The following is a 14013-nucleotide window of genomic DNA, read 5'->3' as shown; positions in this document are numbered from 1 at the left end:
GCCTCCGGCGGCAAGGGGGTGAGACCCCCTTGACCCCAGCGGCCGTCGCACGTTGGGTTTGAGCAAACAGAGCCGCGCCGGCAAGGACGTGGTTCGAGACACGTCCACCCACTGCGATCGAACGGCCTACTCGCCCGGCTCTTCCAGGTACGTGTAACCGTTGAGACCGTCCTCATAGAACTTCACGAACCGCCCCGCCTGCACGTGATCGATCCGACCCTCGCGAACCGCCAGCTCAACCGCCATCTGCAGCCGGTCGATCAGGTCCCGCCCCTTGAACTGGACGTAGTCAAGAACCTCGTTGACCGTGTCCCCCTTGATGATCGCATGCAGCTCGACCTCGCCCGACTCGTTGAGGTCGACGTGGACGGCGTTCGTATCACCAAACAGGTTGTGCAGGTCCCCCAGGATCTCCTGGTACGCCCCGATCAGGAATGCCCCCAAGTAGTACGGCTGCTCCTCCTTGAAGGGATGGAGCATCAGCGTCTTCTTGACGTCCCGCTGATCGATGAAGCAGTCAATCTTGCCGTCCGAGTCGCACGTGATGTCGCTGATCACGGCATGCCGCGTCGGCTGCTGCTCCAGACGATGGATCGGCATCACCGGGAAGAGCTGCTTGATCGCCCAGCTGTCGGGCATCGACTGGAACAGCGAGAAATTGCAGAAGTACGTGTCGGAGAGCATCCGGTCGAGGTTCGCCAGCTCGTCCGGAACGTAGTCCATCTCCTGCGACAGCTTGCGGATCTTGTGGCAGATCGCGAAGAACAGGTTCTCCGCCACCACGCGCTGCGTCAGCGGCAGATAGCCGGTGCTGAACAGGTTGTTGACCATGTCGAGCGCCTGCTGGGCGTCGTGGTACGACTCCAGGGCGTTGCGGATGTTGACCGCGTTGTAGGTGTTGAACAGGTCGTGCAGCGGCTGCTCGGACTCCTCGGGCATCTCCTTCGGAATCTCGGCCACGGCCCCCTGCTCGGCGGTTCCCATCGTCCCGAAGATCAGGGCCGCGTGGTACGCCACGACCGCCCGGCCGCTCTCCGACACGATCGTCGGATGCGGGACCTGGGCTTCGTCGCAGACGGTCGAGACGTGGTGGATCACGTCGCGAGCGTACTCGTGGACCGAGTAGTTCATGCTCGATTCGAAGTTCGTCTGCGAGCCGTCGTAATCGACCCCCAGACCGCCCCCGATGTCGAGGTACTTGAGGCCGGCACCGCGCTTGTAGAGGTCGCAGTAAATCCGGACCGCCTCGTTGACGGCGTGCTTCACCTGCCGGATGTTGGTGATCTGGCTTCCCTGGTGGAAATGCAGGAGCTGGAAGCAGTCGGTCATCCCGGCCGCCTCGAGCTTCTGGAAGCACTTCAGGATTTCGCTGACCGTCAGGCCGAACTTCGAGCGGTAGCCCCCCGACGACTGCCAGCGGCCGGAGCCGCGGGTCGCCAGCTTGACCCGCATCCCGATCTGCGGCCGGACGCCGACCTTCTCACAGTACTTGAGGATCAGGTCGAGCTCGGTCGCCTTCTCGACGACCGGGATGACGTTGCGGCCGATCTTGGTCGCCAGCATCGCCATCTCGATGAACTCGTCATCCTTGAAGCCGTTGCAGATGATCGGCGTATGCGGCGCCGTCATGGCGATGACCGCCAGGAGCTCCGGCTTGCTGCCGGCCTCGAGGCCGAAGTTCAGCTTGTGGCCGTACTCGACGATCTTCTCGACGACTTCCCGCTGCTGGTTGACCTTGATCGGGTAGACGCAGCTGTAGCCCCCCTTGTAGTCGTGCTCCTTCATGGCGGTGGCGAAGATGTCGTGCATCTCCTGCAGCCGGTCCTTGAGGATTCCGTTGAAGCGGACGAGGATCGGGAGGTAGAGCCCGCGCATCTGGAGGCGGTCGACCAGTTCCTTGAGGTCGATCGCGCGGGCCGAATTCCGGTCCGGATGGGCCAGGAGGTGCCCGTTTTTGCCGACTGAGAAGTAGCCTTTCCCCCACCGCGGAACGTCATACAGCTCGCTGGAATCCGTAACGGACCAGGACTCGGCGGGTTCAATCATCTAAAGGCGCTCCGGTCGGAGACCACGCGGGGAGAAACAAGGGGAAAAACTATACCGATTCCTGTCTGCGGGACTAGAGAGAGGTCATTAAGAAACCGCCGGACCGTCCGGAAGGAGATTCTGTGAAGACGGAACTGGAGCTGATGACGTGGGGCGACAGGAATTCCTGGTTCGTCCACCTGAAGCGGCGGAGCGAGATTCCGTTCGTTCCAGCGGCCGGATCTCAGATCCTGATTGCGGACGGAACGCCGGCGATCGTCCATTCGGCCCTGTGGGACGACGCCCGGCAGCTTTTGGTCATCACATTTGCCGACTGGAAGGTGATGGAGCGCCAGTTCGACTTCCAGTCGCGGATGGCCGCGGCCGGCTGGAGAGTCGAAAATCAGTCGGAGCGAGGCCCAGCCGGCCCGGGCGATCAGTCGTAGCGGACGGCCAGTTCGGACGGCCCGGGAGGCTTTGACCGGGAGAATTCACCCCTCCGGACGCCCGAGTGATCTGAACGGTCCGGCCCCGCAGGGAGAAGAGCGGTGGGGCGGGACGGCAGGCTCAGATCCGGAATTTCCGGAGCTCCCTCAGCTCGTCTTCCTCGTGTTCCTGCAGGTCTCCGGCGAAGGTCTCGAAGGCCTCGCCCGCTTCGCCCCAGCAGTCGAATCCGGAACCGCAGCCTTCCAGCCGGCCGATGATCCCGTCGAGCCGCGCCAGGAGGGCCTGGTGTTCCTGTCGCTGTCGTCCCGCGACCAGGGAGAAGGCCGCGCCCGCTCCGTGCTGCTCGACTTCGTCCTCGAGCCGTTCCTCGTGGTGAAGGTGATCCGCGAGGCGGTCGCGAAGATCGTGGAGCCGCAATCCCATCTGGCCGAAGTCGGGGACGCCCCACTCCCGGAGCTGCAGCCAGAACAGGCGCTCGGCCTTGATCCGCTGAATCAGGTCCTCGTGCTCATCAAAGACCCGGGCAAAGTCGAACGACGTTTCGAGAGACATCAGGCCGCCTCCCTCAAGGCAGGGGACTGGCCGCTCGAGCCGGCTCCGATCGGGGAGCCTCGGCCCGGAGGGCCATTCCCCATTCTAGACGGGCTCACGCCGCATCCGGCGCGGCATTTCCTGACGAACTCATCAGAATTCACAGTGCCGCCGTACGCTGAGTCCCTTCGCCGAATGGTGGTCCGTGAAGGCAAAAGCGTCGAAATGCCTTGTCTCGCTGGCCGGGACGATGCTCTTGCCGGCACGACGTTGCTCGCTCAAACCCAACGTGCCCTGGCAGCCTGGGGTCAAGGGGGCCACGCCCCCTTGCCGCCGGAGGCGCTTCCATGAGGAACCGTGGTACACAACGGATGTCCCCTTCGTGGGAACAGCGTTGAGGACTCGACGCTCGCTCTGGAATCCCCGCGGGTTGGTGAGGGGGCATCCGACACGGTGTCCGCGTTTGGACACGCACTCCTCCAAACATCTCTCGACGGCCAGGCCTCCGGCGGGCAAGGGGGTGTGACCCCCTTGCATCCCCCACCAGGGTGCCCCTGGACCCGGCTAGGGGGCGCCAAGCCCGACCACTGTCGAGCGAGCACTTCCCCTGACGCGGCGCCGAATGGACCGTCGCAGATCCAGACGGGCCAATTGCCGTTCCTGCCTCGGTTTACTGCGCGCTGCAGACATCCGGCCGCAGCTTGCGGGCATTGCGGAGGTACACGTGAACCACCTCCGCCTGCTTCTTCTCCGTATTCAGGTGCAGCAGGATCCGGATACACATCGGCATTCCGGTCGGAACGGCGATCTCCGATGCACACAGCAGCGGGACCTGCTTCATCCCCAGCTCGCGGGCCGCTTCCGCCGGGAAACAGGCGGTCAGGTCCGGCGTCGTCGTAAAGACCGCCGATACGATCTCGGAGTAGTCGGTCAGGTCGTTGGCCCGCAGGATCTCTCCCAACAGCTCCTTCGTCGCGCCGAGAATCTCGGCGGCCGTGTTCTGCTCGACGCTCGTCGCTCCGCGAATACCCCGAACCGGCATGTCTCTCTCGGCTCCCCGCCTGAAATCATCCGGAACCATCCGGCAGAGGCGTGGGGCCTCAGCGCTGTCCCGGCGCGGGGAGTGTATCGCAGCATCCGGGGTGACACTACCGGCTGCCCCGCGGGACCGCGGAGAACGGGCGGCCGAAGTCCTCCCCGTCGCTCGACAACCCCGCGCGGATGTGCGAGAACGCCGGCAGTTTCCGAGTCATTTCCGAGCGAATCCCCGGCCGTTTCCAAGGCGTTTGCGATGTCGAAGAGTGCTTCTGACTACCTGCTTTCCCTGTTCGGCCTGAGCGGCAAGACCGCCGTCGTCATCGGCGGGACCGGGGTCCTCGGCGGCGAGATGTGCGTCGCTCTCGGGGCCGCGGGGGCGCACGTCGTCGTCGTCGGACGGAAGGCGGAGCAGGGGGCGGCCGCGGTCCAGCGGGTCGAGGCGGTCGGCGGGACGGCCGAGTTCTTCGCCTGCGACGCCACGGCGAAGGCAGACCTCGAGAGCCTGGTCGCCCATCTTCAGAAGGCGAACCGGGCCTGCGACGTCCTGATCAACGGGGCGGGGGTCAATTCGCCGACGCCGTTCCTCGACATCACGGACGAAGAGTGGGACCGGATCTTCAACGTCAACCTCCGCGGCGTGCGGGTCGCCTGCCAGGTGTTCGCCAAGTACATGCTGGAGAAGGGGACGAAGGGCTCGATCATCAACGTCGCCTCGCTGAGCGCGATCAAGCCTCTCTCGCGGGTCTTCACCTACTCCGCCTCGAAGGCGGCAGTCCTCAACCTGACGCAGAACCTGGCCCGCGAATGGGCCGCCAAGGGGATCCGGGTCAACGCCCTCTCGCCCGGCTTCTTCCCGGCCGAGCAGAACCGCAAGGTCCTGACGCCGGACCGCGTCGAGAACATCATGCGGCACACGCCGATGAACCGCTTCGGCGACGGCAAGGAACTGGCGGGCGCGGTGCTCCTGCTCGCTGCGGAAAACGCCGGCAGCTTCGTGACGGGCGAAAACATCGTCGTCGACGGCGGCTTCAGCGCCATGACCATCTAGCCAGCCAGCGTCCCGCTGGACCGGGGTGGCCGTGGAACGATGGGATTGAGGTGGCGGGAGTCGTGCCGGCTGAGACGCGGTCCGGGCGAAGACGGGAATTGAGTCTTCCGACTGCTCAAGCAGCGTCCATGGCCGACGGACTTTCCTAGCGCAACCCAACGCGGCTGGCCCACCGGGTCCAGGGCGGATGCCCTGGTGGGGGATGCAAGGGGGTCAGCCCCCTTGCCCGCCGGAGGCACGTCGCGGGACTTACGCCCGCCAGGTGAGCGAGAATTTCTCGCCGGCCTGACGGTGGGCCGGGTCGAGCGTGTGCAGCTGCAGGTCGAGGCCGTCCGGCCGCATCGCGGCCGACACCCACCCGTTCGGCTTCCCCGCCGCAAAGACGTAGGCGACCGGCGGCAGGTTCACGAGGTGCAGGTCGTCCCGCATCGTCACGCTCCAGTTGTGCGAGTGGCCGTAGACGAACGCCTTGACGTGCCGCCGCGGCATCAGCAGTTCGAACAGCGCCGCGGTGTCTTCGATCCCGCCCCACTTCGTCCCTTCCGGCGGCGGCTCGAACTGCGGCGTGTGATGCGCCATCACGATCGCCGGCTTGTCCTTCCGCTCGTCGAGCGCCTTCGCCAGCCACCCCCGCTGTTCATCCCCCAGCTGGCCGGTCACGACGTCGGTGACGAACAGCGAGTCGAGGAGAAACCAGTTGGCGTGCGGACATTCGAGGACGCTGACGTGCTTGGCCTGCACCAGCGGCGCGGCCGGCTTCTGGGCCGCGAGCTTCTCGTAGAGGGCTTCGCGGTTGTCGTGGTTCCCCATCGTCAGGTGCAGCGGCAGGCCCGCCTCGACCAGCGGAGCCACGCATCCCGCGAAGTTGGCGTAGTCGTCCGGCTTCCCCTTCAGGTACGCGCAGTCCCCGTTGACGAGGACGCCGGCCGGCTTCTCCTTCAGGGCCACGAGGTCCCGTACGACCTTCCGCAGGTTGGCGGTCATGTTGACCTCGCGGGCCAGCACGTCCGCGTTCTCCGGAATGTGCGTATCGGAGAGGAGCGCGAGGAGGTTGGGATTCGCCCCTTCAGCCGCCGAGGCGGAGCGCAGGACGGCAAAGCCCGCCAGGGCCGCCGCGCTCTGCTGGAGAAACTCACGGCGGCGGATCGGAGACAGGTGAACGGGCATCGGAAGCTCTCCTGACAGGATGCTTGGCTGACAACGGAAAACGGACGACTGACTACTTAAGCAGCACCTCGTCCAGCACGCGCCCTTCGGCGGCCGGAAGTTCGATCCGGAACAGCCGCGCGATCGTCGGAGCGAGGTCGATGTTCCGCACGATGCCGACCGTTTCCCCCTGCCGAACGTTGGCTCCGGCGGCGACGAAGATCGCGTTCATCTTCGGCTCGGTCGAAAGGAACCCGTGTGTCCCGAGCGTCGACTTGCTCTCGGTCACGAACTCCTCCCCATCGGCATCCCCGCCAATGCCGTATCCGTCCTTGGCCACCAGGATCAGGTCCGCCATCTGGCGATAGTCGTCCGGCTGCGGCAGCCCGTACTCCGCAAAGCTCTTCGGCTCCAGGACCGTCTCGATCCCTTCCTTCCCGGTGAACAGCTCGATGACCTTCCGCCGGTCTTCCGCGGCGGTCTCCGGGACGGTGAGGTAGACCATCCCGATCCCCCCTTCGGGAACGACCTGGACGCGGGCGGTCTCGACCTTCCCCTTGGCGGCGGTGAGCAGCCCCGCCTGTTTCAGAACGACGTTCGGCTGCAGCGTCTTGGGGATCGCGATGAAGCCGTGATCGGCCACGATGAAGATTGTCGTCTTCTGCGTCAGCCCGGCGGTCTCGACCGCACGCAGGACTTCGCGGATGCAGGTGTCGGCGTAACCGACCGCCGCGTAGCCGCCGGGGGTCTTCGGCCCGTAGCGATGGTGCAGGGCGTCGCAGTTCAGGAGGTGCAGGAGCAGAAAGCGAGGCTTGTAGGCCGTGATGGCGTGGCAGGCCGCTTCCATCCAGACGTGGTCGCGGGCGGTCGGGCTGAGCTTGCCGAACCCGGCCCGCGTCTCATCGGAGAGCCGCCCCGCCTCCTTCATGCTGGCCAGGAAGCTCTGGGTGCTGTGGTCGAACGTGTCGGGCGAATCGGGGAAGTCGATATCGAGCGTCCCCGAGTTCCGCGTGCAGGGCCAGTTGATCCCCGCCGTCGAGAGCCCCTTCGCGTGCATCACGTCGTAGATCGTCGGGATGCGGACCAGGTCCTTCTTGTCTCGCTTCGGATCGACCCGGACCGGCAGGCCGACGCTCCCCCGCTCCAGGACTCCGTTGAACAGGACGCCGTGCTTCCGCGGCGTGGCGCCGGTCACCATCGAGGTGTGGTTGGGCCACGTCACCGACGGGTTCGAGACGGTCATCCCCTCCGCCGTGGTGCCGGCCTTTGCGAGCTGGCGGACGGTCGCCAGCGGGGCACTCGGGTCATTGAGGAGGTAAGCCGGAAGTCCGTCGACGCAGATCACGATCACGTGCTGATCGTCCGGACCGACCTCCGCGGCGCGTCCTTCCGATGTAATTCCTGCAATGACCAGGAGCGAAAAGAACAAGCACCGACAACCACGCATGAGCCGACTCGTCAGGACGATCTGAAAGGGAAAGAGCCGGACGCGGTGGTGCCTCCGGCCCGCGGGTCATGCTGGTGGGTGGATCGGGTTTGTTCAACGCAAAACGCCGGCGGTCATCTTGCGATGACCGCCGGCGCGGAGAGGAGGCAGAGGAGAGTCGGAAGACCTGAGGCGGAAGACGGAAGGTCGAGAACCTGCCGGCACAGCCGGTCCCTGGATTCGTTCGCGAAGACGCTCAGTTGGCGGCGACGCTCAGGATCGGTCCCTGAACCGGAGCCGGAGGAGCCGCACGGCGGACGATCGGATTCGCCGGGGCGGCAGCGGGATCCACCTGGCCATCGCGGCCGCGGTAGCTCCGCCAGCCGTTGCCGGCGACGGCGGGTTCCTTGCCGGGCTGCTGTTCGGGGAGGCGACCGTTCAGGGGCCGGACGGGGACCGTCTGGAGGCCGCGGTCATCGACCGGCCGCTCATAGGACTGCAGCTTGACGGGGTTGCTGCCGGCGGGCGTCGGCTGCGGCGCCGCGGCGGTCTGCCCCGTGGCAAGCGGAGCAAGAGCGGTCGTCGTCGGCAGGTACCCGAAGGCGGTCATCGTCCCACCGACACCCACGCCGGACCAGGCGTACTGCGTCTGCGTGCCGACGGCGACGGTCCGCGTCGTCGTGAACGGCTCGAGGGCGGTCACGGTGCGGTCTTCGTATTCGACCCGCTGAACGGCGACCCGCTCCGTCGACTGGTACGGCTCCATCCGGGCGACGTTGTAGGCCACCTGGCGGGTCGTCGGGATGGCGACCGTCCGCTGGGTCGGGACGTTGTAGGCCACAACGTTCGGGACGAACTCCCGGCGGGGGATGTAGCTGGGGGTCATGGCGTTCCGCATCTGGACCCCCAGGCGGTTCATGCTGCCCATGAATCCGGGGCGGGGGTCGTACTGGCACGGCTCGCACTTGGCGATCGGCTGCCAGTTGGTCCGCCAGTAGCTCTGGTTGACCGTCTGGACCCGGTTCTCGGCCACCGTCTGGTAGTCGTAGGAGGGAACGGAAGCGGTCTTGGTCTCCATCACCTGCCGGTAGGCGGTGACGGGGCGGTCTTCGTAGGCCACCTTGACCACCGGGACCTTTTCCGTCTTCTGGACGGTGCGGTATTCGGTGACCGGCATCTCCCGGTAGACCGTCTGCTGGACGGGTGTCATGCAGGCGATCGGCTGCGGCGGAGCACAGCACGCGCTGGTGACGACGGGAGCGGGGGCCATGGCGACGGGTTGAGCACAACCGCAGCTTGAACCGCCGAACCACTGACCAAAGGCGGGGACAGCGCCGCACGCAGCACCGAGGGTGGCTGCACCGGCCAGAAGGCGAGATCGGAGTCTCAGCATGGATTCATTCCTGCTTTGACGAGAGGAGGGGATTTGAGAAGGGAACTGCGGGCGGTCGAGGTGGGAAGGGAGTTGACCGCTGCGGTTGAAGGTGCGGGGTTTGTATCGGCGACCGGCAAAAAGGGTCAATATGTTGGGCAGGAATTGCCGAACGATTGTATTTTTTACGCGGGTCCGGCGGATTTTGCGGGGGCCCGGGTCATCTTCGAGACCCGCTGTAGCCGGCAGATTCGGCCCCTCGCGGCAGGCCATAAAGCCTTGTCCGGAGAGCCCCATCGCCCCGCCAGAACGCCCCGGGAGGGCGAGGCTCCCGCCGAGCCGCGGCGTTGTCTCCCGCCACCGATGAATCCCGGACACTGCGCACCAAAGGCCCGTGTCGGCCCGCCTCCCTCTTCGTCTCCGTGCCCTCCGTCTCGCTGTGTTTCAAACCTCCTCCGGAAGAAGAAAACACAGAGGCACAGAGATCACAGAGGAGACGAGGAGCAGTGCGTCGGGGTACGGCCCCCCGGGAGGGCGAGGCTCCTGCCGAGCCGCAGCGTTGTCTCCCGCCACCGATGAGTCGTCGACACTCCGCACCGAAGGCCCGTGTCGGCCCGCCTCCCTCTTCGTCTCTGTGCCCTCCGTGTCTCTGTGTTTCAAACCTCTTCCGGAAGAAGAAAACACAGAGGCACAGAGATCACAGAGGAGACGAGGAGCAGTGCGTCGAGGTACGGCCCTTCCGATGTCTTCCCCTCGATCCTCCCGTTGGAACTTTCCACCGACTTTCGGGACACACGCACTCGCTCTCCCCTCCCACCCCGGCCCACCGGGACGCTGGCGTTCCAAACGTTTAAACTTCCCGGACTCTCGTTCCCACGCTGCCCTGCCGGGACTTCCACGGAACGAGCCGAGGACTTGAGATCGTGACCCGCCCGTCGACCGATCCCACCGACTCTGACCCGACGCCACCGCGCATCGACACCAGCGAGACCGTCGCCGAACCGCGGGCCGAACCGAAGAAGCCCGCCGCCAAACCCCCCGCGTCGGGAACCGGCCCCTCGCGCGGCGGCTCCGCCACCCGCCCCGATACGCCACGCCCCCCGGCGACCACCCCGGTCGACGACTCCCACCTGAAGACCATCATCGCCCCCAAGGTCGTCGAGCGGATCGGCGACTTCGAGATCCTGGGCGAAATCGCCCGCGGCGGAATGGGGGTCGTCTACCGGGCCCGCCAGCTCGGCGTGAACCGGACCGTCGCCCTCAAGATGATGCTCGGGACGCACGGCATGTCCCCCGAGGAGCGGGGCCGCTTCCAGGCGGAAGCGGAGGCGGCGGGCCAGCTCGACCATCCCCACATCGTCGCCGTCCACGCCGTCGGAGAGGACCGCGGCCGGCCCTATCTCTCGATGGCCTACGTCGAAGGGAACAGCCTCAAGCAGATCGTCGCCGACGGCCCGCTCGGCCCCCGCAAGGCGGCGACCCTGATGGAGAAGATCGCCCGCGCGGTCCACTACGCCCACTCGAAGGGGATCGTCCATCGCGACATCAAGCCGGCCAATGTCCTGATCGACAAGGACGGCGAGCCCCGCGTGACCGACTTCGGTCTCGCCAAGCGGACCGCCAAGGACAGCGGACTCACGGCCACCGGGCAGGTCCTCGGGACGCCGAGCTACATGCCGCCGGAGCAGGCCTCGGGAAAGACCGAAGAGGTCGGCGTCCTCTCCGACGTCTACTCCCTCGGGGCGACGCTCTACTGCCTCCTGGCGGGCCGTCCGCCGTTCCAGGCGGCCAGCGTCATCGAGACGCTGCAACAGGTGGTCCATACCGACCCGGTCGCGCCGCGGCAGTGGAGCCCGCAGCTCCCGCGGGACCTGGAAACGATCTGCCTCAAGACTCTCTCGAAATCGCCGAAGGACCGGTACGCGAGCGGCGCCGAGATGGCGGACGAGCTGCAGCGGTTCCTGAACGGGGAGCCGATCCTGGCCCGGCCGCTGGGACGGCTGGAACGGACCGCCCGCTGGATGCGACGGCGGCCGACCGAGGCAGGACTGGCGGTGGTCTCCGTCTTGGCCCTGGTGGCGCTGGCAGTCGTCGGTGTCAGCCTGTCGTACCAGAGCGATTTGTCGAAATCGCTCTCTGAGACGGAGCACCAGCGGGAAGTCGCCGAGACACAGCGGACCGAAGCCCAGCGGCAGCGGGTCCTGGCCGAGGAGGAGAAGGCCAAGGCCGACGGGCTGCGGGGCGAAGCCGAGCAGCTGCGGCGCAAGGCGGAGGTGGAACGGACTGCCGCCGTTGCCGCACGGGAGGAGGCGGACCGGCAGCGCACCCGAGCCGAGTATCAGGAGGCGCGGGCTCGGCGGTTCCTCTACGGATCGCAGATCAACGTCGCCATGCAGATGTGGGAGGAGGCGAACCACAAGGAGATGACGCGGATCCTCGACGGCCTGCGTCCGGCCGGCGGCAGCGAAGACCTCCGCGGCTTCGAATGGCACTACCTCGATCGCCTGCGGCGGGCGGGCTTTGACTACGCCCAGCTCCCGACTCATCAGGGGCTCCTCTCGCTGTCGGTGACGTCCGACGGCCGGCGGCTGGCGACGAGCGGCCGGTCGACGATCCGCGTCTTCGACCTCGAACGCCGCGAGACCGTGTGGGAGCAGGAGACGCCGCTCCGGAGCACGGTCGTCCGGTGGGGGGGCGGGAAAGAGGAAGGCCGGCTCTTCGTCGGCTACCAGGATGGCCGGATCGCGCTCCTGGATGCCGCCGGGAAGACGATTCGCAAGAGCGACGGTCCGGTCGCCAACGCAGCGGTCGGTCCCCTGGCCCTGACGCGCGACGACTCCCGGATCGCCGCCGTGTTTGCCAACGGGCAGGTCGCCGTCCTGAACGTCGACACGTTCCAGCGGGTCGCCCGGTGGCAGGTCCCCAAGGCCAACGCCCAAAGCGGGGTCGAGTTCTCGCACGACGACAAACGGGTGATGACGACCCTGTCGTTCGGAGACCGTGTCCAGAGCTGGAACGCCGAGACCGGCAAGCCGGAGGCGGACCTGGAGGGACTGTTCGACGGCATGGGGGTCATCCGCCGCGATCCGGGCGGCGACTGGCTCGTGGGGGCCGCCGGCTCGCTGCTGTCGATCGTCCAGTGGGACCTGCGGACCGGGAAGAAGGTCCGGCAGTTCCTCGGACACGAGCGGCGGGTGGAAGACGTCGCCATGACGGCGAACGTCGAGAAGATCCTCTCCGCGTCGGATGACGCCACGGTCCGGTTCTGGACGCCGGGACTCTCGGACCAGTCGCGGGTGCTGCGGGGTCACGCGGGACCGGTTCACTTCGCGGCCATGAATCTCGACGGCCAGCGCCTCGTCACCGGCTCCAGCCGGGGGGACATCCTGGAATGGAACATCTCCGCCGACCCGCTCTGTCATCGGCTGCGGGGGCACGACGGATGGGTCTTCCGGGTCGCCTTCAGTCCGGATGGCGAGACGGTCGCGACCGCGAGCCGCGACAAGACGGTGCGGACCTGGAACGTCCGGACCGGCGCGCTGCTCCGGACCTTCAAGGGGCACACCGAGCAGACCGAAGGGGTCGTCTTCTCCCACGACGGAACGACGCTCTATTCCAGCTCGGACGACACCACGATCCGCGCCTGGAGCCTCCAGCAGCCCGATTCGCCGCCGGCGATCTGGAAGGGCCACACCGCCCCGATCTGGGGACTCGCCCTCAGTCCGGACGGAAAGCACCTGGCGAGCGCCGGCCACGACCAGACGGTCCGGGTCTGGGAAACGGCGACCGGCCGGTGCGTCCGCACCTGGAAAGGGCACACGCGGCGGGTGATGGATGTCGCCTGGCACCCCCGCGACCGGTCGGTCCTGAGCGCCGGCGAAGATGGGACGGTCCGGTGCTGGAGCTTCGATTCCGATTCGCAGCAGTGGGTCCATCCGGTGACCGGGACGAACGACGTGGCGATCAGTCTCGCCGGGGACCTGATGGCGACGTCGTCGGTCGGCGTCGTGCAGGTCTGGGCGATGCCGGAGCGGACGCTCAAGTTCGAGCTCCGGGGTGCGACGAACACGGCTTATCAGGTCGAGTTCTCTCCCGACGGAACCCGGCTCGCGACTGGCGGCGCGGATGGTTCGGCCCGCGTCTGGGATATGGCGACCGGCCAGCAGCTCCTGCGGTTCAAGCATGAGTCGACGGTCTTCGGCGTGACGTTCAGCCGCGACGGCCGCCGTCTGGGAACCGCCAGCCGGGATGAATCGGTGCGAATTTTCGACAGCCTCGATCCGTAGAGGCGACTCGTTCCACAGGGACAGCGGAGGTCCAGATTGTCGGATCAGGTTGAGTTTCTGGCGCCCTGGGAAGCGGTCACCCGCGCACCCAGCAATCTGGAGCAGGAGCTGCTCAGAGAGATCAGCCCCGCACATCCCCTCAATGGCTGCCGGCCGCTTGCCATTGCCAGACGGGGCGACAACGACGACGTGCTGTTTCGGCTGGAAGGGACCGCGGAACCCTACGCGGTCGTCCATCTCACGTGGACCGGGCGTCCTGAGAACAGCGGTGTTTGGCCAAACACGCGTTTCTACACTTCCCTCAAGGATTGGCAGGACCGGTGTATGCAGCCCGAAGCGGACGAGTGGCATCGAGAGTCGTCAGCCGACTCCGAGGAAGTGCAATCGCCGAATGACGGTCAGTGAAGCTTGGAAGGCTGATTCCGCTGTTTCGAATCGCGTCCGTGCCGACGCAGCGTCGTCAGCTCAAGCCCAATGTGCGACGGCAGCCGGGGTCAAGGGGGCACCCCTTGCCGCCGGAGGCGCTTCCATGAGGAACCGGTGTAAACAACGGACGACCGCTTTGTGGTGCCGGCGTTGAGGACTCCCTCCCACCACAACGCTCGCATTGCAATCCCCGCGGGTTGGTGAGGGGGGCATACGACACGTTGTCCGCGTTTGGACACTTACTCCTTCAGACATCTCTCGACGGCCA

The 14013-nt window shown here is 66.6% G+C and carries 10 protein-coding genes; 4 read left to right on the top strand and 6 right to left on the bottom strand.

Annotated elements, in window-relative coordinates:
- Nucleotides 1-126 precede the first annotated feature (126 nt).
- On the bottom strand, nucleotides 127-2046 hold the full coding sequence (gene speA, locus VT03_RS15550; protein WP_075093821.1) for a biosynthetic arginine decarboxylase: 1920 nt from the start codon (nucleotides 2044-2046) through the stop codon (nucleotides 127-129).
- A 122-nt stretch (nucleotides 2047-2168) separates the two neighbouring features.
- Here speA and VT03_RS15545 point away from each other — a divergent pair, with 122 nt between their 5' ends.
- Nucleotides 2169-2471, top strand: a complete 303-nt coding sequence (locus VT03_RS15545) for a hypothetical protein (RefSeq protein ID WP_075093820.1) — start codon at nucleotides 2169-2171, stop codon at nucleotides 2469-2471.
- A gap of 121 nt (nucleotides 2472-2592) precedes the next feature.
- Here the strand turns inward: VT03_RS15545 and VT03_RS15540 are convergent, their stop codons facing one another.
- Both VT03_RS15540 and aroH read right to left on the bottom strand, forming a co-directional pair.
- Nucleotides 2593-3024, bottom strand: coding sequence for a hypothetical protein (locus VT03_RS15540; protein ID WP_075093819.1), 432 nt, complete (start codon nucleotides 3022-3024; stop codon nucleotides 2593-2595).
- A gap of 649 nt (nucleotides 3025-3673) precedes the next feature.
- Nucleotides 3674-4045, bottom strand: a complete 372-nt coding sequence (aroH, locus tag VT03_RS15535; RefSeq protein WP_075093818.1) for a chorismate mutase — start codon at nucleotides 4043-4045, stop codon at nucleotides 3674-3676.
- Between the two features lie 249 nt (nucleotides 4046-4294).
- Between aroH and VT03_RS15530 the strand changes: the two genes are divergently transcribed.
- Nucleotides 4295-5089 (top strand): SDR family oxidoreductase, encoded by a 795-nt coding sequence (locus VT03_RS15530; RefSeq protein WP_075093817.1) that lies wholly within the window; start codon nucleotides 4295-4297, stop codon nucleotides 5087-5089.
- Nucleotides 5090-5338: 249 nt separating this feature from the next.
- On the opposite strand, the gene VT03_RS15525 is transcribed toward VT03_RS15530, so the two are convergent.
- The 3 genes from VT03_RS15525 to VT03_RS15515 form a co-directional block, all read right to left on the bottom strand.
- Complete coding sequence (locus VT03_RS15525; RefSeq protein ID WP_075093816.1) at nucleotides 5339-6256, bottom strand: metallophosphoesterase family protein; 918 nt, start codon at nucleotides 6254-6256, stop codon at nucleotides 5339-5341.
- A gap of 52 nt (nucleotides 6257-6308) precedes the next feature.
- Nucleotides 6309-7682, bottom strand: coding sequence for an alkaline phosphatase family protein (locus VT03_RS15520; RefSeq protein ID WP_075093815.1), 1374 nt, complete (start codon nucleotides 7680-7682; stop codon nucleotides 6309-6311).
- A 235-nt stretch (nucleotides 7683-7917) separates the two neighbouring features.
- Nucleotides 7918-8931, bottom strand: coding sequence for a hypothetical protein (locus tag VT03_RS15515; protein ID WP_075093814.1), 1014 nt, complete (start codon nucleotides 8929-8931; stop codon nucleotides 7918-7920).
- 1025 nt (nucleotides 8932-9956) lie between these two features.
- On the opposite strand from VT03_RS15515, the gene VT03_RS15510 reads away from it, so the two are divergent.
- On the top strand, nucleotides 9957-13319 hold the full coding sequence (locus tag VT03_RS15510) for a serine/threonine-protein kinase (RefSeq protein WP_075093813.1): 3363 nt from the start codon (nucleotides 9957-9959) through the stop codon (nucleotides 13317-13319).
- 36 nt (nucleotides 13320-13355) lie between these two features.
- Nucleotides 13356-13724 (top strand): hypothetical protein, encoded by a 369-nt coding sequence (locus tag VT03_RS15505; protein WP_075093812.1) that lies wholly within the window; start codon nucleotides 13356-13358, stop codon nucleotides 13722-13724.
- The last annotated feature ends 289 nt before the right edge of the window (nucleotides 13725-14013 follow it).

Source organism: Planctomyces sp. SH-PL14, from assembly GCF_001610835.1.
Taxonomy (GTDB): Bacteria; Planctomycetota; Planctomycetia; order Planctomycetales; family Planctomycetaceae; genus Planctomyces_A.
The sequence above is the reverse complement of the archived record's forward strand: the minus strand, read 5'-3'. Positions and strand labels throughout refer to the sequence as shown.

Coding starts and splice junctions, on each gene's coding strand:
- VT03_RS15515 (WP_075093814.1), bottom strand. CDS start 8,931: ATGGCCCCCGCTCCCGTCGTCACCAGCGCGTGCTGTGCTCCGCCGCAG.
- speA (WP_075093821.1), bottom strand. CDS start 2,046: ATGATTGAACCCGCCGAGTCCTGGTCCGTTACGGATTCCAGCGAGCTG.
- aroH (WP_075093818.1), bottom strand. CDS start 4,045: ATGCCGGTTCGGGGTATTCGCGGAGCGACGAGCGTCGAGCAGAACACG.
- VT03_RS15525 (WP_075093816.1), bottom strand. CDS start 6,256: ATGCCCGTTCACCTGTCTCCGATCCGCCGCCGTGAGTTTCTCCAGCAG.
- VT03_RS15520 (WP_075093815.1), bottom strand. CDS start 7,682: ATGCGTGGTTGTCGGTGCTTGTTCTTTTCGCTCCTGGTCATTGCAGGA.
- VT03_RS15540 (WP_075093819.1), bottom strand. CDS start 3,024: ATGTCTCTCGAAACGTCGTTCGACTTTGCCCGGGTCTTTGATGAGCAC.
- VT03_RS15530 (WP_075093817.1), top strand. CDS start 4,295: ATGTCGAAGAGTGCTTCTGACTACCTGCTTTCCCTGTTCGGCCTGAGC.